19 protein-coding genes are annotated in these 22,003 nt (G+C 65.3%); 12 read left to right on the top strand and 7 right to left on the bottom strand.

What is annotated here, in order from left to right; translation table 11 throughout:
• The first annotated feature begins 10 nt into the window (after positions 1-10).
• Positions 11-1,192 carry a cellulose synthase complex periplasmic endoglucanase BcsZ gene (gene bcsZ, locus P0D73_RS16065; protein WP_408432008.1) on the top strand — a complete coding sequence of 394 codons (1,182 nt, stop codon included), beginning with the start codon at positions 11-13 and terminating at the stop codon, positions 1,190-1,192.
• On the top strand, positions 1,183-5,910 hold the full coding sequence (locus P0D73_RS16060) for a cellulose synthase subunit BcsC-related outer membrane protein (protein ID WP_408432006.1): 4,728 nt from the start codon (positions 1,183-1,185) through the stop codon (positions 5,908-5,910). The genes bcsZ and P0D73_RS16060 overlap by 10 nt, the downstream gene beginning before the upstream one ends.
• A gap of 62 nt (positions 5,911-5,972) precedes the next feature.
• Here the strand turns inward: P0D73_RS16060 and P0D73_RS16055 are convergent, their stop codons facing one another.
• Complete coding sequence (locus P0D73_RS16055; protein ID WP_408432004.1) at positions 5,973-7,205, bottom strand: DUF2252 domain-containing protein; 1,233 nt, start codon at positions 7,203-7,205, stop codon at positions 5,973-5,975.
• Between the two features lie 457 nt (positions 7,206-7,662).
• Between P0D73_RS16055 and P0D73_RS16050 the strand changes: the two genes are divergently transcribed.
• From P0D73_RS16050 to P0D73_RS16025, 6 genes are all read left to right on the top strand, one after another.
• Positions 7,663-10,326: a hybrid sensor histidine kinase/response regulator gene (locus P0D73_RS16050; RefSeq protein ID WP_408432002.1), complete on the top strand. Its 2,664-nt coding sequence runs from the start codon at positions 7,663-7,665 to the stop codon at positions 10,324-10,326.
• A 34-nt stretch (positions 10,327-10,360) separates the two neighbouring features.
• Entirely contained in the window at positions 10,361-11,275 is a 915-nt protein-coding gene (locus P0D73_RS16045; protein ID WP_408432000.1) for a DUF72 domain-containing protein, read from the top strand.
• Between the two features lie 171 nt (positions 11,276-11,446).
• Positions 11,447-12,193 (top strand): GntR family transcriptional regulator, encoded by a 747-nt coding sequence (locus tag P0D73_RS16040; RefSeq protein ID WP_408431998.1) that lies wholly within the window; start codon positions 11,447-11,449, stop codon positions 12,191-12,193.
• Positions 12,194-12,207: 14 nt separating this feature from the next.
• On the top strand, positions 12,208-13,080 hold the full coding sequence (locus P0D73_RS16035; protein ID WP_408431996.1) for a sulfite exporter TauE/SafE family protein: 873 nt from the start codon (positions 12,208-12,210) through the stop codon (positions 13,078-13,080).
• Positions 13,077-13,400 carry a DUF1634 domain-containing protein gene (locus tag P0D73_RS16030; protein WP_408177110.1) on the top strand — a complete coding sequence of 108 codons (324 nt, stop codon included), beginning with the start codon at positions 13,077-13,079 and terminating at the stop codon, positions 13,398-13,400. Before P0D73_RS16035 ends, P0D73_RS16030 begins: the two co-directional genes overlap by 4 nt.
• A gap of 106 nt (positions 13,401-13,506) precedes the next feature.
• On the top strand, positions 13,507-13,773 hold the full coding sequence (locus P0D73_RS16025; protein WP_132382485.1) for a hypothetical protein: 267 nt from the start codon (positions 13,507-13,509) through the stop codon (positions 13,771-13,773).
• Between the two features lie 45 nt (positions 13,774-13,818).
• Here the strand turns inward: P0D73_RS16025 and P0D73_RS16020 are convergent, their stop codons facing one another.
• From P0D73_RS16020 to P0D73_RS16005, 4 genes are all read right to left on the bottom strand, one after another.
• Positions 13,819-15,174 carry an ATP-binding protein gene (locus P0D73_RS16020; protein WP_408431994.1) on the bottom strand — a complete coding sequence of 452 codons (1,356 nt, stop codon included), beginning with the start codon at positions 15,172-15,174 and terminating at the stop codon, positions 13,819-13,821.
• Entirely contained in the window at positions 15,171-15,884 is a 714-nt protein-coding gene (locus P0D73_RS16015; RefSeq protein ID WP_408177108.1) for a response regulator, read from the bottom strand. Before P0D73_RS16015 ends, P0D73_RS16020 begins: the two co-directional genes overlap by 4 nt.
• A gap of 16 nt (positions 15,885-15,900) precedes the next feature.
• Entirely contained in the window at positions 15,901-16,311 is a 411-nt protein-coding gene (locus tag P0D73_RS16010; protein ID WP_408431992.1) for a hypothetical protein, read from the bottom strand.
• A 113-nt stretch (positions 16,312-16,424) separates the two neighbouring features.
• A complete protein-coding gene (locus P0D73_RS16005) occupies positions 16,425-16,715 on the bottom strand; it encodes an EF-hand domain-containing protein (protein ID WP_132382480.1) in 291 nt (96 codons plus the stop codon).
• A 399-nt stretch (positions 16,716-17,114) separates the two neighbouring features.
• Here P0D73_RS16005 and P0D73_RS16000 point away from each other — a divergent pair, with 399 nt between their 5' ends.
• On the top strand, positions 17,115-17,450 hold the full coding sequence (locus P0D73_RS16000) for a hypothetical protein (RefSeq protein ID WP_132383280.1): 336 nt from the start codon (positions 17,115-17,117) through the stop codon (positions 17,448-17,450).
• A 373-nt stretch (positions 17,451-17,823) separates the two neighbouring features.
• Entirely contained in the window at positions 17,824-18,069 is a 246-nt protein-coding gene (locus P0D73_RS15995) for a hypothetical protein (protein WP_408431990.1), read from the top strand.
• 45 nt (positions 18,070-18,114) lie between these two features.
• Here P0D73_RS15995 and P0D73_RS15990 read toward each other — a convergent pair whose 3' ends face one another.
• Positions 18,115-19,365, bottom strand: coding sequence for an arsenic transporter (locus tag P0D73_RS15990; RefSeq protein WP_408431988.1), 1,251 nt, complete (start codon positions 19,363-19,365; stop codon positions 18,115-18,117).
• A gap of 133 nt (positions 19,366-19,498) precedes the next feature.
• Positions 19,499-20,524, bottom strand: coding sequence for a GGDEF domain-containing protein (locus tag P0D73_RS15985; protein ID WP_408431986.1), 1,026 nt, complete (start codon positions 20,522-20,524; stop codon positions 19,499-19,501).
• A gap of 208 nt (positions 20,525-20,732) precedes the next feature.
• On the opposite strand from P0D73_RS15985, the gene P0D73_RS15980 reads away from it, so the two are divergent.
• Both P0D73_RS15980 and P0D73_RS15975 read left to right on the top strand, forming a co-directional pair.
• Positions 20,733-21,287 (top strand): cytochrome b, encoded by a 555-nt coding sequence (locus tag P0D73_RS15980; protein ID WP_408431984.1) that lies wholly within the window; start codon positions 20,733-20,735, stop codon positions 21,285-21,287.
• Between the two features lie 126 nt (positions 21,288-21,413).
• Positions 21,414-21,989, top strand: coding sequence for a YceI family protein (locus tag P0D73_RS15975; RefSeq protein WP_132382473.1), 576 nt, complete (start codon positions 21,414-21,416; stop codon positions 21,987-21,989).
• Positions 21,990-22,003: the final 14 nt, after the last annotated feature.

Here is a 22,003-nt window from a genome sequence, read left to right as displayed (position 1 = left end):
TAGGACTGATATGCGGGTTCGAATCAACAAGAAAATCGGCGTGGCGCTGACGCTCGGGCTGGCGGCGTCCGCGAGTTTCGCCAATCTCGTCAAGGTGGCGCAGACCACCGCCGCACCCGGCGCCTGCGGCGACTGGAGCGGCTATCGCGCGTTCGTCGAGCGCTTCGTGCAGGCCGACGGCCGCGTGATCGACTATTCCACGCCGACGCAGCAAACCACCTCAGAAGGCCAGTCGTACGCGCTCTTCTTCGCGCTGGTCGCGAACGACCGCGCGACTTTCGACCGGCTGCTCGGCTGGACCCGTACCAACCTCGCGGGCAATCAGTTCGACGCGCAAAACATGCGGCTGCCGTCGTGGCAATGGGGCAGAAAAGCGGACGGCTCGTACGGCGTGCTCGATCCGAATTCCGCTTCCGACTCCGACTTGTGGATCGCCTACGATCTGCTGCAAGCCGGCCGCCTGTGGCATGAAACCGGCTACACGCAGCTGGGCGAAGCACTCGCCACACAGATAGCGCGTCAGGAAATGACCACCTTGCCGGGCGTCGGGCCGATGCTGCTGCCCGGACCGCAAGGCTTCAAAACCGGCGGCGTGACGCGCCTGAATCCGAGCTATCTGCCGCTGCCGGTGCTGCGCTCGCTCGCGCACGAAATGCCGAGCGGCCCGTGGGGCAAGCTCGCCGACAGCGCCTACAAGCTCATCAAAACCACCGCGCCGCAAGGCTTTGCGCCTGACTGGGCAGCCTGGCAAAACGGCCAGTTCGTGGTCGATCCGAAGAACGGCGACACCGGCAGCTACGACGCGATCCGCGTCTATCTGTGGGCTGGCCTCGCCTCGCCCGCCGATCCGCTCGCCAAGCCGTGGCTCGCGGCGCTCGGCGGCATGCGCGCCCGCGTCGCGCAAACCGGCTTTCCGCCGGAGAAGGTTTCCTCGACCACCGGCACGGCCAGCGGCGAAGGACCGCTCAGCTACTGGGGCGCGCTCGCGCCGTACTTCAAGGCGCTCGGCGACGAGCGCGGCCTCGGCCTCGCGCGCACGCATCTCGCCGCGCTCGACACCAGCGTGCCGGGCCGCGAACCGGTTTACTACGATCGTGTGCTGGGCTTGTTCGGCACGGGTTTCATCGACGGCCGCTATCGTTTCGACGAAGCCGGACGTCTCGTGCCGAGTTGGAGAAACGCATGCGACTGAGCGCCCTCGCGTTGTCATTGCGCCTCGCGCTGAGCCTCACGGCGGTCTGTTGCGTGGCGACGGTTTCGCCGGACGCGCTGGCGCAGGCGTCGAAAGATCCTTTGAACGTGCTGATCGATCAGGGCAAGTACTGGCAATCGCATCAGCGCGGCGACCTCGCCGAGCAGGCGTGGCAGAAGGTGCTGCGCATCGATCCCAAGCAGCCCGACGCGCTGTTCGGCATGGGCATGGTGCTCGCCGACCGCAAGGACGGCGCCGGCGCGCAGCAATATCTGGCGCGCCTGAAAGCGGTCGCGCCGAACTATCCGAATCTGGATGAACTCGGCCGGCGCCTCGGCGAATCGAGCCTGCGCGACCAGACCGTGAACGACGCGCGGCGGCTCGCGCAAAGCGGTCAAAGCGCGAGCGCGGTGCAGGAATACCAGCGCGCGCTGAGCGGCAAACCGGCCACCCCCGAATTGCAACTCGAATACTACCAGGCGCTCTCGGCCACGCCGCAAGGCTGGGATCAGGCGCGCCGCGGTCTCGAACAACTCGCGCGCGACAACCCCGACGATCCGCGTTACGCCCTCGCCTACGCGCAGCATCTGACCTATCGCGACGTGACGCGCCGCGACGGCATCGCGCGGTTGCAGAAACTGGCGGGCGACAGCACGGTCGCCGCGTCGGCGAAAAAGAGCTGGCGTCAGGCGCTGTTGTGGCTCGACGCGCGGCCCTCCGACGCCCCGCTCTATCAGGCCTATCTGCAAACCGCCACCGACGACGCCGCCGTCAAGGCGCGCTTCGATTCGATGGTCCAGCAGGACAGCGCAGCGCGCGCACGTTCGCAGGAAAACGCCGCCGTCGACGCGCGCGGCCGCACGATCGCCGACGGTTTCGCCGCGCTCGATCGCAACGACGTGGCGACGGCGCGCGCGAAATTTTCCTCGGTGCTGACCGCTAGCCCGAACGACACCGATGCGCTCGGCGGCATGGGCATCGCCGCATTGAAGCAGGAACATTTCGCCGAAGCCCGCAACTATCTGGAACGCGCGTCGCGCAACGGCAATCCGGCGCGCTGGAAAACCGCGCTCGACAGCGCGACCTACTGGACCTACACGAGCGACGCGATCGGCGCGCGCAGCAACGGCGAATTCGCGAAGGCGAAGTCGCTGTTCGAACGCGCGATCGCGCTCAATCCGTCCGACGTCACCGCGCAGGTGCTGCTCGGCGAAATGCTGCTCGCCAACGGCGACCCGAGCGGCGCCGAACAGGCTTACCGGATGGCGCTGCGCCGCCAGGCCGACAACCCCGACGCGGTGCGCGGGCTGGTCGGCGCACTTGCCGCGCAAGGGCGCGGCGACGAGGCGTTGCAGTTCGCCAATCAACTCAACACCGAACAGCAGTCGAAGGCCGGCGGCATCAACCGTCTGCGTGGCGAAGCGCAGGCCGCGCAAGCGCGCGCGGCCGAAGCGCGCGGCGATCTCGGCAGCGCGCGCAGCCTCTTCGAAGACGCGCTGCTGAATACGCCCGACGATCCGTGGCTGCGTCTCGACCTCGCGCGCATCTACGTGCGCCAGGGCGCGGTCGCCAACGCGCGCAGCATGATGGACGGCCTGCTCGCCGCGCATCCCGACATGACCGACGCGTTGTACGCGAGTGCGTTGCTGTCGGCGGAAACGCAGGACTGGTCCGCGGGTCTCGCGCAACTCGACCGCATTCCGGTCGCGCAGCGCACCGATGCGATGACGACCTTGCAGCACCGCTTGTGGGTGCATCAGCAAGCCGATCTCGCCACGCGCATGGCGCGCAACGGGCAGACGCAACAGGCACTCGCCACGCTGCGTGCCGCCGAGCCGGTCGCGGGCAACAGCCCCGAACTGATCGGCGTGATCGCCGCCGCTTACAGCCAGGCCGGCGACCCGAACCGCGCGCTCGGACTCGTGCGCGCCGCCATGAACGCGGCGCCTGGCAACACCGATCTGCTGCTGCAATACGCGGGCATTCTGTCCGCCACGCAGCAGGAAACCGAACTCGGCATGGTGATGCGCCGACTCGCGTCGATGCAATTGACGCCGCAGCAACGCACCGACTTCGGCAACCTGAATCTCGGCATCGTCATCAAGCAGTGCGATGCGGTGCGTCAGCGCGGCGACCTCGCCAGCGCCTACGACGTGATCGCGCCGTGGCTCGCGGCGATGCCCGACAATCCCGATCTGCAGGCCGCGCTCGGCCGCCTCTATTCGAGCGCCGGCGACGATCGCAACGCGCTCGCCAGCTATCGCGTCGCGCTGCAACGCAAGCCCGACGATCTGAACCTGTTGCAGGCGACGATCTCCGCCGCGGCCGGCGCGAAGCAGTTCAGTTATGCCGAAACGCTCGCGAAGCAGGCCTTGAACGCGGCGCCCGGCGATCCCGGCTTGCTGGCGACGGTCGGCCGCATGTATCGCGCGGAAGGCAAGCTGTCGCTCGCGTCGACTTATCTGCAACGCTCGCTGGTCGCCGCCAACACGCCGCTGATGGCCAACGTCCCGCGCAGCCCGGCGAGCAACGTGCCGCGTGGCTGGGAAGTGGCGATGCGCCGGATCGGCGCGACGCCGCTGCCGGGCACCAATCCCTTCGAAGGCAAAACCGCCACCGTCACGCCGACCGACACCGACAATGCCGGCGGCGGCTATAACGCCGCGCGCGCAGCGCTTCCGTATTCGCAGTCTTCCTTGCCGACACAGACCGTGCCGAACTATCCGCCGCCTACGCAACCCGCGCCTTACGTCGCGCCTTATAACGCGCCGGCGCAGCCTTATGCGCCGAGCCCGGCGCCCGCCGCCCTGCCGTACAACGCGCCGCGCCGTGGCGCCGACTCGGGTGGCTACGGCCAGGAGACTTACGGGTCGAGCCAGTCGGGTGCGCCATTGCAGCCTTATCCGGGGCAAGGACAGCCGCCGATGCAACAGCAGGCGCAGATGCCGCCGATGCAGCAGGCTCCGCAGTACAACCCGGCTTATCCGCAGCAGGCGCCTTATCCGCAGCAAGCGCAATACGGCGCGCAGGATGGTTATGCGGCCACGCCCTGGCCGATGTCGCCGGCCGCGCGCGAAGCGCAGGCCAATGCCGGTTCAATGCAAGCGCAACCGTATGGCGCACCGGGCGCGAGCACGAGTTCGAAGCGCTCGACCAGCAAGAAACAAAGCGCGTCGAAGAATAGCCGCAATGCGCCGGCTTACGCGCAGCAGCCGTATGGACAACAGCAAGGGTATCCGCAGCAACAGCAGCCTTATTACGGGCAGCAGGCGTATCCGCAGCAGCAGGGCTACGCGCAGCAACCCTATCAACCCTATCCGGCGCAACAGCAACAGCCTTACCAGCCGTATCCGCCGCAGCAGGCTTACGCGCAGCAGCAGCCGTACATTCCGCAGCCGCCCACCGGTTACGCCCAGCCGTACTATCCGGCACAACCCGGCGCGAACGGCAACGGCAACACTTACGCACCGTCGAACGTGGCGAACACGCAAACGCTCGGCGTGGCCGAAGAGTTGGCGCAGGTCAACCGCGAGCAGTCGAGCAGCATCTCGGGCGGGATCGTGTTCCGTAACCGCAGCGGCGAGGACGGCCTGTCCAACCTCACCGACATCGAAGCGCCGATCCAGGGGCGCATCCGGGCGGGCAACGGCCACGTCGTCGTCACGGCGACGCCTGTCACCCTCGATGCCGGCACGGCCGCCGGCAATGTCTCGACGCTCGCGCGATTCGGCGCCGGCCTTTCGAACGACACGTCCACCGCGGCTGCCAAGGCGGGCAACAACACCTACGGCAACCAGACGGCGAGCGGCGTGGGCCTGTCGGTCGGCTACGAAGGCCGCAGCATCAGCGGCGATATCGGCGTGACGCCGATCGGCTTCCGCGAGACCAACATCGTGGGCGGCGCGCAATATAACGGCGGCATTACCGACAAGGTGTCATATTCGCTGGCCGTCGCGCGCCGCGCGGTGACCGACAGTCTGCTGTCCTATGCCGGTGCGCACGATGCCGGCTCCGGCCTCGAATGGGGTGGCATCACATCGACCGGCGGCCTTGCCAGCCTCGCATGGGACGACGGCACGAGCGGCCTGTATGTGAACGGGGCGGTTCAGTACTACAAGGGCGATAACGTGCAGGGCAATGTCGCCGTCAAGGGAGGGGGTGGCGTCTACACGCGCCTGCTGAAAGATGCCGATCAGACCTTTACGATCGGCGTGAATACGACGGTGATGGGCTACAACAAGAATCTGTCGTACTTCACGTATGGCCAGGGGGGCTACTTCAGCCCGCAGGAATACGTCATTCTGAACTTGCCGATCGAATGGACAGGACGTAATGGCGCGTTCACGTACGACGTGAAGGGATCGATCGGAGTGCAGCACTACCGCCAGGACGCGTCGAATTATTTCCCGCTCAATGACGGATCCAACCGGCAGAGTTCGGCGGTAGGAAACGCAGCGCAGTTCGGTACGAGCGTGCAGAGCAACGCGCAGTACCCGAGCCAAAGCAAGACCGGCGTGTCGTATTCGCTCAGCGCAGTGGGCGAATATCAACTCGCGCCGCAACTGGCGTTCGGGGCGACGGCTTCGCTCGGCAATGCTTATGAATATCGCGAGTATCTCGCGGCGGTCTATGTGCGGTATAGCTTCAGCAAGCAGACCGGGTTGCAGCCGTTCCCGCCCACGCCGCTTGTTTCGCCGTATCTGTCGTTGTCGAATTGACCTTTGCGTGTCTCACGACGGCGCGGCCCGCTTCAGGCTGCCGCCGCCGCGAGCACACCGCATCAGCCGTCATCGCGACCGGTCGCATATCGCCGGCAATGCTCCAGATAGCCGGCAGCATGGCTGCTCACCAGTTCCACGATACCCGTCCACAGCCACCCCGGCGCATCGAGCGTCTTCGAGCGGTTTCTGCGTAGCTCGGTGAGCCAGCCCTTGCGCTCGGCGCTATCCATCTGCCGTGCGTGCGCCTTGCCGACCACCATCGCGAGAAAGCGCGCTACCTTCATCGCCTCGTCGCGGGTGAACTGCTCGATGGTCAGCTTCATGTCCTGCGGCAGCAGTTCACGAATCACGACGGCGCGCTCCGCCAGACGCGCCGAGCGCATCCGCTCGCCAAGCGAGGGCGACAGATGCCGCGCGCCCTCCACCACCCGCTCCGCGTTATCGCGCGGCATGCGCACGCCGGGATAGCGCGGCGCGGCCGCTTGCGCCGCTTCCTTGATATCGATCAGGCACAAGTCGTCGCCCTCCACCGCCGCGCCGTCGATGTCGAGCAGCACCGCATAGCGCAACCTGCCGAGCGAACTGCAGCCCTTCACCCAGTAAGCGGCGTCGAGCACGTCCACGGCGGACTCGTCGCCCGCGCCGCGCAGCACCGTGGCGAGCCGCGCCAGCGTGCCTTTCTCGAACAGCGCGTCGATCTCGCGCCGCTCGCTTTTCGCGAGCGGCCAGAAGCGCGGGCCGAGCGGAATGCTCGGCTCGAGATCCTCGATGCGCTCCTCCGCGAGATGGCGCCACGAACGGCGCACCGCTTCCCTCATCACCACTCGCACCGCCTCGGGCTTTTCCGCGTGGATGTCGGCGTCGCCCGCGGCGTCGTCGAAGGCGCGCTCGTAACCGTCCGCGATCGCTTCCATCATGCGTACCGTCGTCACGCCCGGCAGGTCCGAGCCGCGCGCGGCGGTCGCCAATGACAGGCCGAGGCGAAACAGGTCGTGGGCCGGATTGCCGATCACCGTTTGATCGAGATCGCGAATCTGGATTTCGACGCGCCCTTGCGCGTCGGCAACGGGTCCGAGATTACCGGTATGGCAATCGCCGCAAATCCAGATCGCGGGACCCTCCGGCAAAGCATGGCCTTCGATGCCCTCGAGCCATTCGTAGAACTTGCTGGTGTTGCCGCGTACATAAGCGTGTGCCGAGCGCGCCATTCTGGCGTTGCGGCGCGTGATCAACAACGCCTGGCGCGCATCCGCTTTAGGCAGCTTGTTTCGTGTGATGTTTTTCTTGCTCATTGTGCGGTCCGCTTTTATCGACGTTCAAATTTCTGCGTGGCGTCCAGGCCCACAGTGCGCCGGTCGGCGCAGTTGAACAAATGGCGGCAGCAGGATTCGCGCCCGCGTGATGAATGCAGTCTGTAAGCGGCACGCAGCGGCCGGAATCACGCCGGCATCTTCCGCATGAAATGCCTACCTGTGAGCTTCTTTCCGCTATCCGGGGCACTCGGTTCTTCGTCCAGGTAATTCTTGCGAACCCCGTTGCGGACAGGCTTCGGCTAAACCCCATAACCCATGCGTGACGGGTCACCGGCCCGGCGTTGTGGCCTACAATTGTCGCAACCGCGTGTAGCTATCCGCCGGCTCGCGGTGCACGGCAGAAGATTCATCCCGCCTCCTGCTGAGAGTGCAAGCGCGTCGCGCGCGCCGGCAGAGTGGGGACACTTTCATCGACGTGACCTCTGTGGAGCGCAGCATGCCATTTCCGGCACAAGACCACGGCTGCCCCGGCTGGCGCGGGCAGATGGCGCAGCGCATCAGCGCATTCGACTGGGCCGCCACCGGCCTCGGCGCCATTGAAAACTGGCCACGCAGTCTGACCGCCACGGTCCAGTTGCTGCTCGCCTCGCCGGTGCCGCTGGTGCTGCTGTGGGGCAAGCCCGGCTACATGATCTACAACGACGCCTACGCGATCTTCGCGGGCGGACGCCATCCCTATCTGCTCGGCTGTCCTGTCGAACACGGCTGGCCGGAAGTCGCCGACTTCAACCGGCATGTCATGGCCACCTGTCTCGCGGGCGGCACGCTGTCGTATCGCGACAAGGAGCTGGTGCTGCTGCGCGACGGCAAACCCGAAGACGTGTGGATGGATCTCTACTACAGCCCGGTCGCCGACGACAGCGGCGCGCCGGCCGGCGTGCTGGCGGTGGTCGTCGAAACCACCGCGCGCGTGCTCACCGAACGCTGGCGGCAGCGCGCCGAGGCCGAACTGCACGAGACCAACGAACGGCTGCAACTCGCGCTCAATACCGGCACGGTGCTCGGTACATGGGTGCTGGATGTGCACACGGGCAAGGTCAGCGGCGACGAACGTTTCGCGCGCACCTTTTCCTTTCTGCAGGAAGAAGCCGCAAAGGGCGTCGAGCGCGATGCAGCCATCCAGATGCTTCATCCGGACGATCAGGCGCTCAACGATCAACTGACCGCCGAGGCGATCCGCTCGGGCGAGCCGTTTCGCGCCGAGTTTCGAATCCGCCGGCCCGATGGCGACTATATGTGGGTGCAGGCAAACGGCCAGTGCGAATTCGACGAGCATGGCGAACCGACACGCTTTCCCGGCGTGCTGATCGACATTCACGAACGCAAGATCGCCGAACAGTCGCTGCGCCAGTTGACCGAGACCCTCGAACAGCGCGTCGCCGACGCAGTCGCGGCACGCGCGCTGGCCGAGGAGCAATTGCGCCAGGCGCAGAAGATGGAAGCGATCGGCAGCCTCACGGGCGGCGTCGCGCACGACTTCAATAACGTGCTGCAGGTGATCAACGGCAACCTGCAAATGCTTGCCGCCGACGCCGGCGGGCACCCGGCCACGCTGCGCCGCCTGTCCGCCGCGACGGACGCCGTCAAACGCGGTGCGAAACTGGCTGCGCATCTGCTCGCCTTCGCACGGCGCCAGCCGCTCTCGCCGACCGTGCTGAACCCGCGCCGCCTGCTCCGCGGCATGAGCGAAATGCTGCATCGCGCGCTCGGCGAAACGGTCCGGATCGATACGGTCCTGAGCGACGATCTGTGGAACGTGCAGGTGGATCGCAATCAACTGGAAAACGCGCTGCTCAATCTCGCGATCAACGCGCGCGACGCGATGCAGGCGGACGGCACGCTCACCGTGCGCGCGGCCAACCGAGTGCTGGATGCCGCGTTCTGCCGAGGCAAACCGGAACTCTCTCCGGGCGAATACGTGGTGTTTTCCGTCACCGACACCGGCGCCGGCATGCCGCCCGAAATCCTGCAACGCGTGTTCGAACCGTTCTTCACCACCAAGCCCGACGGCCACGGCACCGGCCTCGGCCTGAGCATGGTGTTCGGCTTCGTCAGGCAAAGCGGCGGTCACACGTTGATCGACAGCGAAGTAGGACGCGGCACCACCGTCTCGCTGTTTTTCCCGCGCAGCTGCGAAGCCGAAACCTCGGAAGCCGTCGACGAGACCGCGGCGCCGAGCGGCGGCGGCGAAACGGTTCTGGTCGTCGAAGACGATGCCGACGTGCGCCTGACCGCCGTCGAAATGCTCGCGCAACTCGGCTACAAGGTGCTGACCGCGTCGAGCGGCGACGCGGCGATCGAGTTCATCGACAGCGATGTGCCGATCGATCTGCTGTTCACGGACGTGGTCATGCCCGGCAAGGTGAAAAGCGTGGAGCTCGCGCAACGTGCCGCGGCGCGCTCGCCCGCGGTGCCGACGCTCTTCACTTCCGGCTATACGCGCGATGAAATCGTCCATCACGGCAAACTCGACGCCGGCATCACGCTGCTCTCGAAGCCGTACCGGCGCGACGATCTTGCCCGCAAGGTGCGAGGCGTGTTGCGTGCCGGCGCGGCCACGCCTGCCGGCGTGTCCTTGTCCGTGTCCGTCGCCGATGGACAGATCGCCGCCTGCGTGCCGCCCGCCGTGTACGACCCAGGCAGAGAGTCCAGGCAGGAAAGCCAGCATTGCGCTACCGAGGCTGCATCCCAAAGGAAGGCCCCGTGGGGGAGGGCGCGCTCGCCCGGCACGCCGGCTCGCGTGCTGCTGGTCGAAGACGACGCGGATTCACGCGAAGCATTCAGTGACCTGCTGAACGCCCTGGGCCTCGATTGCACCGCGGTCGCGAGCGCCGAAGAAGCGCTGCCGCTCGTGCCCGCGCAACACTTCGACATCCTGTTTACTGATCTCACGTTGCCGGGCATGTCCGGCGACAGCCTCGCGCGCGCCATGCTGCGCCAGCAGCCGGGTATTCGCGTGCTGCTGGTGTCGGGCTATGGCAAGAGCGCGCAGATCGGCGACGCCATTCCCGGCGCGCGGCTGCTCGGCAAACCGCTCGATATCGCGGAGCTGCGGCGCGAACTCGCGGACTGGATCGATCACACCGAAGAAGCGTCCTAGCCGGCGCACGCCACGCATTCAACTGACTTCGCCGATGGACATTCGCTGCGGCACCGCGGGCTGGACCGACAAGACGCTGATTGCCTGCAAGCGCTTTTATCCGCGCGGCAGCAGCAGCGCTGAAGCACGTCTGCGTTTTTATGCGTCGCAGTTCCCGCTGGTCGAAGTCGATTCGGCTTACTACGCAATGCCATCGGCGAGCAATGCGCAATTGTGGTTTGAGCGCACGCCCGAAGGCTTCACCTTCAACTTCAAGGCGTTTCGTCTCTTCACCGGACATCAGACTTCGCCCGAAGCGCTGCCGAGAGACATCGCAATGGCGCTGCCGGAAGGCATCACCGGCCCGCGCAAGAAGAACGTCTACTACCGCGACATGCCGGACGATATCCGCGATGAACTGTGGCGGCGCTATCTGGATGCGCTCGAACCGCTGCGCGTGAGCGGACGACTCGGCGCCGTGCTGTTCCAGTTTGCACCGTGGATCACGCGCGCGCCGGATGGCCTCGCGCTGGTCGAGGAATGCCGGGCGCGCATGGCGGGCTACATGATGGCGGCGGAATTTCGCAATCAGTCGTGGTTCGATGACGAGCATGCGGCCTGGTCGCTCGAGTTTCTGCGCGAGCGGGGCATCGTGCATGTGATCGTCGATGCGCCGCCGGACGTGAGCAACCGCGTGCATACCGTGTGGGAGGCGACGAATCCTGAACTCGCGATGGTGCGTCTGCATGGGCGCAACACGCAAACGTGGAGCGCGACAGGCGCCGCGAGCGCCGCGGATCGCTTCGACTATGACTACAACGAAGCGGAACTGACGGAACTGGCCGTCCCGATCCGCGCGATCGCGAGACGGGCAGGACGCACGCATGTCATTTTCAATAATTGCTTCGAGGATCAGGGGCAGCGGAATGCGCGGACGTTGATGGAGATTCTGGGAAATGATTTCCCGTAGCAATCGCGCTGAACACTCCAATGATCGTTTCGCCGCCCACGCGAGGCGCGTCAGTATCTTGCCGATCGAATCCCTTCAGCCTTGACCTCATGACGATCGCCGCCAGGCACTGACGCCGCCCCTCAAAACCGGCCCTTGACACCAAGACATCATGACGTCATGATGTCTCACATGACCACGGACCGCAGCAACCAGCTCCCTCTCTACGCGCAAGTCGAAGCGACCCTCTCCGCACGCATCGCCGACGGCACCTATCCGCCGGGCACCCAGCTACCCAACGAAGCCAGCCTGCTCGCCAGCTTCAACATCAGCCGCACCACCCTGCAGAAGACGGTGCAGAACCTGATCGCGCGCGGCCTGATCGAAATCCGCCGTGGCAAAGGCACCTTCGTCACGCAGCCGCGCCTGACCCAGCCGCTCACCGAACTGAGCGGCTTCGTCGAGGACATGCGCGCGCACGGCCGTCATCCGACCGCCCGGCTGGTCGGCAAGCAGATCGAAAAGGCCAGCGAAGCGGTGGCCGGCAAGCTGTCGCTCGCACCCGGCACGCCAGTCGTGCACATCCGGCGCGTGCGCATCGCCGACGGCACCCCGCTCTCGTTCGACGAAACCTGGCTGCCGCAAGACATCGGCGAAAAGATCATGGAAGACGATCTGGAGGCCGAGCCGATCTTTACGCTGCTCGAGCAAAAGTACGGCATGCCGCTGATCGAGGCGGAGTACCGCCTCGAAGCGATCGCCGCCGACAAAGCCGTCGCTCGGGCGCTCGACATCGCGCCCGGCAGCCCGATCTTTCTCATCGAGCGCACCTCGTATGGCGACGGCAACCGTCCCGTCGATTACGAAAAGCTCTACTACCGCGGCGATCAGATCCAGTTCGTGACCCGCCTCGCGCGGCGCAAGCCGCGCGGCCAATGACGGGCGCGGCGGCGATGGATCTGCACAACACGTTATGGCTGTTCGCGGTGTCGCTCGGCGCGAGCGCGTTGGGCGGCATGCTCGGCATGGCGAGCGGCATTTTCATCGTGCCGGTCCTGACCATGTTCGGCCACGTCGATATCCACGTCGCGATCGGCGCCAGCATCGTGTCGGTGATCGCCTGTTCGTGCGGCGGCGCCGCGCCCTTCCTGCGCGAACGCCTGACCAACGTCCGGCTCGCGCTCGTGCTGGAAACGGCGACCACGCTCGGCGCGCTGTCGGGCGTGCTGCTGAGCGGGCTGATTCCCGTGCCCGCGCTGTACTTCATTTTCGCCGCGATCCTGCTGTTGTCGGCGCAGCAAATGCTCGCACGGCGCACCGATCCGGCAACCGCCGCCGATGCCGCCGGCACGCCCCGCGCCAACTCGTGGGGCGCCTCGTTGCGGCTGGATTCGAGCTATCCGGACCGCGCGCTCGGACGCGACGTCGCGTACCGTGTGCAGCGCGTGCCGCTGGGCCTGTCGCTGATGTACGGCGCGGGTCTGATTTCGGCGCTGCTCGGCATCGGCAGCGGCGTGCTCAAGATTCCCGCGATGGATACCGCGCTGCGCCTGCCGATCAAGGTCTCGTCGGCGACCTCCAACTTCATGATCGGCGTGACGGCGGCGGCCAGCGCCGGCGCGTACTTCCTGAGGGGCGAGATCGTGACCGCGATCGCCGGTCCGGTGGCCTTGGGCTCGGTGGCCGGCGCGCTGCTCGGCGCGCGCGTGCTCATGCGCGTCTCCAACGACCGGCTGCGCGTGTTGTTCGTCGCGGTGCTCGCGGCGCTTGCCGTGCAGATGCTGCTCGAAGCCTTCGGCGTTCACCTGTTCGGAGCGTCGGCATGAGCCGCATCGCGCGGGCCGGCGCGCGGCTCGAACACTGGCTGGCGGCGCTGCTGCATTACGGCACGTGGATCGCGACGGGCACGATCGCGCTCGGCCTCGCCATCGCCCTGGCCGCCATGCGGACCACGGGCGCTGGTCTTCCGGCATCGGCCGGGATGCCTGTCGTGACTATCGGCATCGCGCTTTTTATCCTGCTGCCGGTAATGCGGCTTATATTGATGTTAGGCGTGTTCCTGCATCAACGGGATTACCGGTTCAGCGCGATCGCCGCACTCGTGCTGGTGATCGTGGCCGCAGGGTTGGTGGTCGGCGCGGCGTGAAATGCGCGGCACGCACGCGCCCTGGTATGATGCCCATCGTGCGCCTTCCGTGGAGTTCGGTTCACCGGTGCTCCTCACGCAGCTTCCTATCGTCACGAGAACCATCATGCCCGTCCAACCCGACAAAGTCCCCGCTGCCAGCGCCACGCCGGACAAGGCTCCGCGCAAGGTGATGCCCATCGCCGCGCGCAATCTTCTGATGGTGGCCGTCGGCATCGTGGTCTTCGCGATCGTGGCGACCGTCGTGCTTTACGGTCCGATTACGTACGGCGACGAGATTCCGAACTTCGGCATCATCCTCATGTTGACCGTGCCGGTGATCGCGGGCGTGGCGTTCCGGGTCGGGCTGGATGCATGGTTCGACCGGAAGTGAGCGAAGAACGCGCAGCAGCGCAACGACGCCTCGCAACTGCCACTTTTAGCGCGTCGAGGCGCTAAGGGGCAACACCACCCACACCTCCAACCCACCGCCCTCGCGCGCATGAAACTCCAGACTGCCGCCATGCAGCCGCGCGATCCGCTCGACGATCGCCAGTCCCAAACCGGTGCCGCCGCTATGCGAACGCGCATTGCGGCCACGCTGAAACGGCGCCTTCAGTTGCTCCAGTTCCTGCGCTGAAAGACCTTTGCCGCGATCGCCGACCGCCACATACACCGCCTCGCCCGTCGCCCAGCTTCGCACCGCCAGTCCGGTTCCGCCGTATACGATCGCGTTTTGCATCAGGTTCATCAGCAGCCGCATCATGCTGATCGGCCGGTACGGCACAGCGGGCAAAGTCGCGAGCGACAGATCGAACTCGTGACCCAGCCCCGCGAAATCCCCCGCGAGCCGTTCGACCAAGGCGTTCAGATCGCCGGGCTCCGGCTGCTCGCGCTCGCCGCTGCCCGCGTAATCCATGAACTGCTGCAAGATCGTTTCGATCTGGTCAAGATACGATTCGGCGGCGACCACGAAGCTGCTGTCGCTGCCGCTGGGCATCGCCATGGCCATCGAAAGGCGCAGCTTGGTGAGCGGCGTGCGGATGTCGTGCGAGATGCCGGCGAGCATCAGCGCGCGCGTCGCCTCGGCTTGCAGCAACGCCTGCGTCATCTGATTGAAGGCGCCGCTCACCGCGGCGATTTCCGTGGGGCCGTCTGTCGGCAGCGGCGCGGGCGTTTCGCCGGCGCTCACGCGGCGCGCCGCCCGCGTCAATTCCTGAAGCGGCCGGTTGAGGTGGCGCTGGATCACATAACCGGTCAATACCGCCAGCGCGCCGAGCCCGAGCGACAGCACGATCGCGGCGTCGAGTCCGTTGCCCTGCGCGTCTTCGGGAATCGGCAGGGCGATCCAGTACGGCGTTTGCGGAGCGTCGGCCGGCGCGTGCATACGGATCCACAGGCGCTGGCCGCCCACCAATTGCCAACGCGTCGGCATGTCGGCGGGCAGATGCGCGCGCAGGCTCTGGAGAAAGATGCGGCGCTGATAGACGCGATACGCGCCCAAGAAACTCGGCGGCGGCTCGGCGACGGCTTCGTCCGGAACCTGTGCGCGCATGTCGAGGCGCGTCGTCAATTCTCGACGCGTGTTGGGCGGCGTGGCGGCGAGCAGATTGTCGAGTGTGGTCACATAAGTGGCGAACACGGCCGCCGCGCGCTCGACCCGCGGCCGCTGCACATAATGCAGCAACACGGCGAGCGAACACACCTGGCTCAGCATCACGAGCGCGATCAGCAGCGCGATATTGCGCGCCAGCAGCGTTCTCGGCAGCAACCTGTGCAGCAGCGGGCGCGTCATGAGTCGACGTCCGCGACCAGCATGTAGCCCACGCCCCACACGGTCTTGATGAAGCGCGGCTTGGACGGATCGTCCTCGACGATCTGCCGCAGCCGCAGCACCTGCACGTCGATGCTGCGATCGAGCGCATCGTGCTCGCGGCCCCGTGCGCGCGCCAGCAGATTGTCGCGGCTCACCGGCCGGTTCGGCGACGACGCGAGTGCGACCAGCAGCAGCATCTGCGCCGAGTGAATATCCAGCAACTCGCCCACGCGCGAGAGCTGCTGCTTGGCGACATCGAGCGAAAAATCACCGAAGCGCACGCTTTGCGACGTCACGGTGACTTCGCCCGAGGCGATCTTCTGGCGGCGCAGCAGCGCGTTGATGCGCGCCACCAGTTCACGCGGCAGGAACGGTTTGGCGAGATAGTCGTCGGCGCCGGTTTCGAGGCCGACCACCCGGTCGAGCGGATCGCCCTTCGCGGTCAGCATCAGGATCGGCAAGGTCTGCCCCTGCTCGCGCAAGCGGGCGCAGATGGCGAGACCGTCCTCTTCGCCGATCATCAGATCGAGCACCAGCAGATCGAATGGTTCGCGCTCCAGGTAGCGGTCCAGACGCTTGCCGTCCTCGGCGACGCGCACGTCGAAGCCGTGCCCGCGCAGGAAGCGCTGCAGCATGTTACGCAATTCGACTTCGTCGTCGAGCACGATGATTTTGGCGGGGCGATCCATGCGAAGGCTCCTCGGTTCAGGCTAGGCGTCGGGCGGCGTTTTCCGCGCCGCATGCCGCTCGCAGAGGCGCTGCAACAGCACGTAGAACGACGGAATGAACAGCACGGCGATGCAGGTGGAAGCGAGCATCCCCGAAAATACCGCAATCCCGAGTGAACGGTGCGCGCTGGCACTTCTCCTGATACGACCTCGCGGTCGATTCATAGCCGATACCCGCGGGCAGAATGCGCGCGGCTTTCTGCTCGAACGCCACGATCGCGTCGTCCACCACGATGCCGGGTTCGAGCGCATTCGCTTCGGGTAACTGATAAATGGCGATGCCCGCGGCCGGCTTGCCGACGCTCGCGCAACCGCTGAGCGCCGCACTGATCGATACGCTGGTCGACGCGCCGGCGCTGCGCAGATGACGGGACGTGGCAGGTTTCATCGCGCGTTTTTATTGGTTTCAGAGGACGGCTGATGGTTCGGCAGGATGGCTCGCGCGCCGGCGGCACACCGCGCCGCGCCACGGCCTCATGGTCCCGCCGATGCTCGCGCGCTTCAGTGCGTTGCCCCGCGTTGCTGCATGAATGCCTCGATCTGCGGCAGGGTGATGTAGCCCGCCTTCTGCGTATCGATCTCATCGAAATGCTTGGCGACCATCGGCATACCCGCGGCGGCCTGGTCCTTGGTGAGCTTGCCGTCGTGCGTGGCATTTGCATTCGCAAAGCGCGATTGCAACTGCTGCACCATGCGCTCCATGCGCTGCGAGTCCCCGCCTTGAGGCGCGGCTTGAGCGAACGTGACGGTGGATGCGCAGCACAGCAACACGATAGCGATCAACTTCTTCATGACTGACTCCTTCGATTGAGCCATCGAGCGTCGCCTGCTGTTTGCCGCGATCCGTTTCGATGACAGGCCGAATTCTTGGGGAAGCGTCGCCTGAAGGCAACTTCAGAATCATGTCGACTTATGTCATGGTTTGCGTGACCGCGTCACAAGCCGCCACGCTTGCCGCCACCGCAAATGCAGCATGCGCTCCATACACACACGCACGCCGCAACACCACCTCGGCGTGACATGGAATGAAATGAGTTTGCGATGCCGTTTTCACGGCGCTTTGCGTATCTTTCGTCTGCCGGCGCCATCAGCGCCTCGTCGCAACGGCTGAGCTCTCACGTCACCCGAGCCAGCCGGCCCGCCTCTTCACCCGAAGACGCATCGCACCGCTCAACGCATCAGGAGTACCAATTGACTATTCGCCTCGTTTGCGCCTCAACTGTCACCGCCATCGGCCTCGCCTGTTCGTCGACGGCGTTCGCCCGCGTGGTCGTCTATATGCCCGCCGCCGTGATCTACGCACCGCCGCCGCGCCCGGTCTACTACTCCGTGCCGGTCAATCCCGTGTATGTGGTGGCGCCCCCGCCGGTTCCCCTTCCCGTGGCCGTTCCGGTCGCGGCAACGGTGACGGCGCCGAAGCCCGTTCCCCTGTACACCACCGTCGTCGTACCCGCGCCAACCAACTACGCGATCGTGCCCGCCCCCGCGGTGACCTACGCCCAGCCCGTCATGATGATGCCGCGTTAGGCGCGCTCAGCGTCTTGTCAGCCGATGTGCTGGTTACAACAAAAGCCGCTGAACCAGCATAGGACATGCTGTTGGGGAGAACGCCTGGTGAATTCCCGTTGTCCTGAAGCATGTCCGGCGACGCGATGCGGAGCGCGAGTCCGTGTTGCAAAACTCCGAACGGACCCTTGGAATAAAGCGGTGGGTTTCGCGGTTCTAGAGGAAGGCCAAATGCGATGCGGTTCCGTTCCAGCGGGTGCGGAACATCGTTGGCTAAATGTCGCTTGTCACGTGGCGCATGTCCATTCGTGGGACATAGCTGTCCAACCATTGGACTCGCGAGTGGCTTGCGGACAGATGTCGGCCCGGCCACCACCCTTTGGGGAAACATCAGATGAACTACCAGGAACTCGACAAGGAGATCGCCCACCTCGAACGTGTGTTCGGGATGATCTCCAGCAACGATCGCATTCCCTTGTCCTATTGGCACAATCGCCTGCGAAATTTGCCCAGGCCGACGTTGATGCCGACACAGCGCGAGCGTATTGCGCGGCTCGAGGAGACGCTGCGCTCGCTGAACGAAGCGAACGAAGCGTCGTTCGCCGAAGCGCCGCTGCGTCCCACCGGTACGCGGTGGTAACCGGGCGGCCCGGAAGCCGCCGCCCTCGATGCTCGATTCACGCCGTCAACCAGTCAGGATCCGCGCGGCGAGCGCCAGCACGAGTGCCGGCACCATAACCAGCGCGCCCACCTTCAAAAACTTCATGAAGCTCACGTCTTCGCCCTCGCGGCGAATCGCGTTGAGCCAAAGGATCGTTGCGAGTGAACCCGTGATGGACAGATTCGGGCCGAGGTCGACGCCGATCAGCAGCGCGTCGATCACACGCTCCGGGCTATGCGCCTGCATCACGGTCGAACTGGCGATCAGACCCGCCGGCAAGTTGTTCATCAGATTGCTGCCGATCGCGATGACGCTGCCTGCCCAGCCCGCCGTGGCCAGTTCGTGATGTTGCGCGGCGCGCTGCGTCAGTTGAGCCGCCGCCGTAATTACGCCGGTGTGATCGAGCATTTCGACGAGCACGAACAGCGCGGCCACCAGCGGCAGCACGCTCCACGAGATTTCGCGGATCATCGGCAGCGGCGACTTGCGCTCCAGAATCAGCACGACCAGCGCGGTCAGCGCGCCGAGAATCGCGGTCGGCATGCCGAGCGGAACATCGAACGCGGAGACCGTCAGCAGCGCGACGGCCGTCACCGCGATGCCCGCGAGCGCCACCTTGCCGCTCGATGAGAGCTCGACCGGCTCCAGATTCGCCTCGCAGGCGCCGGCGAGCGCGTCACGCTGGGTCCAGCGCAACATCACGTAGGTCGCGACAATCGACAGCAGCGAGGGCAGCGTGAAGCGCATCAGCCAGGCGCCGAGTGCGGGCGTGTGATTGCCGTACAGCACGATGTTGGCCGGATTCGAGATCGGCAGCACGAAGCTCGCCGCATTGGCGATGAACGCGCAGACGAACAGCAAAGGCAGCGGATGCGTCTTCGCCTTTTTGGCGGCGGCGAACACGGCCGGCGTGAGCACGACGGCGGTGGCGTCGTTCGAGAGAAACGCGGTGATCACCACGCCGACCAGGTAGACGAGCAGGAAGAGCTTGCGAGGGGAACCCTGGGCATGGTTGACCGCGAGCACGGCGACCCAGTCGAACAGGCCTTCACGGCGCCCCACTTCCGACAGCAGCATCATGCCGAAGAGAAACAGATAGACGTCGGTGCCCTTGCCGATCGCCTCGAGCGCCAGATGGACCGGCAACAGACCGAGCGAGACCAGCAGCAGCGCGCCGGCCACGGCCCACACGGCTTCGGGCCATTTGAACGGCCGCGTGATGACGCCCGCCGTGGCGGCGGCGGCGATACCCCAAGACAGGAAAATGGAATTCACGAAGTGAGCCCAGGATGATTGATGACGCGCGAGCGCGATGTCCGGCATGGCCGGGCGAACTCGCCCATGTTGCGGTGGTCGCAGGCGCTGACATAGCAAGTTGCGCGCCTATGGCCGTGCCGTTGCGTTCGCTTCATCCCACGCGGTTCACCGCCGCAATGCAATCGCGGCCGTTATCTTTGGCGCAGTACAACTGTGTATCCACCAGATTGACGAAGGCTACCGGATCGGCCGCCTCGGCCGGAATCGTGGTGCCGACGCCGAAGCTGGCGGTCACCGTCTGGCGGAACGGCGAGCGCTCATGCGCGATCTCTTCGGTCGCAATACGGTCGCGGCAACGCTCGGCCACCTGGCGGGCGGCGTCAGCGCCGGTGTTCGGCAGGATCAGCACGAACTCTTCCCCGCCGAAGCGGCCGACAAAGTCGCCCGGCCGCACCGCGCTGCTCAACACGCCGGCGACTCGCTTCAGGCACTCGTCGCCCTGCACGTGTCCGTAGTAGTCGTTGTAGGACTTGAAGAAGTCGATATCGACCATGATCAACGAGAGCGGCGCCGCATGACGCAACGCCGCGCTCCATTCGCGCTGCAGGCGCGCGTCGAACGCGCGGCGATTGCCGACGCCCGTCAGGCCGTCCACGAACGAGAGCGCCTCGAGTTCCCGTTGCAGCGCGGCCAGTTTCTCCTCGGTCTTCTTGCGCTCGCTGATATCGAACATGAAGCCGACCAGCGACTCCACCTCGCCGCGCGCGTCGCGCACCACATGCACCACGTCGCGCAGCCACACGTACTCGCCCCGGCTCGTCAACGCGCGATAGTCCGCTTCGTGATCGGTGCCCGCCTGAGATTGGGCGACGCAGAATTCGACCACCTTCTCGCGGTCTTCGGGATGCATGCGCGCGGCCCAGTCCTGCACGCTTTTCCAGCTCGAGGGCGCCCAGCCCAGCAGGGCTTCGATCTGCGGGCCGATATAGGCGAACTCCATGGTCGCCCAATCGATCTTCCACGGAATCGCTTTGGTCGATTCGAGCAACGTGCGGTAGACAGCCGCGTCGTGCTCCATGTAGCCTTCCACCCCGGCCGCGGCAGTCGCCACGGGTGCCACCTCGTGGCGCAGAAAATCCGCGCCTAGCGCAATGTTGTTGTTTTCAATCCTGTTCATCGGTCTCGACTCTCCTGGCGGTTCAGCCGGCAAATTAACACAGTGGAGGACCTACCGGCCCATTACGGCCGCCGCGCCGCTTTATTCCGGCGACATTAGCGTCACGGATACAACAATCTGTTCCTTTCTCCCCGGCTATTCAGTTTTCATTGGCATCCCTACCATTCGCATTCACTTGCAATACCCGATAACCCACGAACGTTAAAGAATGAAATCCAGCCCCGTCCGTTCAGACCGCTACCACGGCGCCGCCATTGCCTTGCACTGGCTGATCGCGGCGTTGATCATCTGCGGCTTCTATATCGGCTGGATCATGACCGATATCCCCGGCTTCACGCCTACCAAGCTGAAGTATTTCTCCTGGCACAAGTGGATCGGCGTAACCGTATTTGTGCTCGCCGTGGCCCGCGTGCTGTGGCGCGCCACCCACCGCGCGCCGGCGCTCGACAGCGCCACGCCCGCATGGCAGAAGGCCGCCGCGCATCTGGTGCACGGCGTGCTGTACGTGCTGATGCTGGCGATTCCGCTGTCCGGCTACTTCTATAGTTCCGCCGCCGGCATTCAGGTGGTGTATCTCGGCATCGTGCCGCTGCCTACCTTCATCGGCCCGGATCAGGCGCTCAAGGCAAGTCTGCGCACGGTCCACGTGCTGCTCAATTACACCTTACTTGCGCTGGTGGCGATGCATGTGGTGGCGGCGCTCAAGCATCAATTCGTCGATCGCGACGGATTGCTGGCCCGAATGATTCCGTTCCTCAAGTAACGGCAGACGATAGCCACACAGCAGCAGACAGCGGCGGACAGCCGGCGATTGGCTACGGCTTGTTGGCAATCTAATTCCCAGCGGTGCGCAATCAACGCACGCGGGTTCGATAGGATGCGTACCACCATGAAAGCAAACTTTTACCACTCCGTTCAACGCGTGACGCTCGCCGGCATCACGGCCTTTTCGCTGCTGGGCGCAAGCCTCGCGCATGCCGATGTCGACACGGGCAAGAGCAGCGTAATTGCCACCACGAAACAGATGAACGTGCCTGTAGACGGCAAGTTCAGGAAATTCTCGGCGCAACTGAATTTCGATCCGGCCAAGCCCACCGCGGGCAGCGCCAATGTGTCGATCGACACCGGCAGCTACGACCTCGGCGCCGACGACTACAACAAGCAGGCCCAAGGCAAGGAATGGTTCGACAGCGCCACCTTCCCGGCCGCAACCTTCGTCTCCAGCGCGATCGCGCCGGCCGGCGGCAACCAGTACAAGATCACCGGCAAACTCACCATCAAGGGCAAGTCGCAAACCGTCGTAGTACCCGTCACCATTGCCAGCCAGGGCGCCACGCAAACCTTCGACGGCGCGTTGCCGATCAAGCGCTCGCAATTCGACGTCGGTACTGGCGAATGGAAAGACACGTCGGTGGTCGCCGATGAAGTCGTCATCAAATTTCACATCGTCGCTTCGAAGAAATAACTCGACACGAAGCG

The sequence above is a fragment of the Paraburkholderia sp. RL18-101-BIB-B genome (assembly GCF_046026985.1).
Classification (GTDB): domain Bacteria; phylum Pseudomonadota; class Gammaproteobacteria; order Burkholderiales; family Burkholderiaceae; genus Paraburkholderia.
Note: the sequence above shows the minus strand (reverse complement) of the source record. Positions and strands in the feature narration are given on the sequence as shown.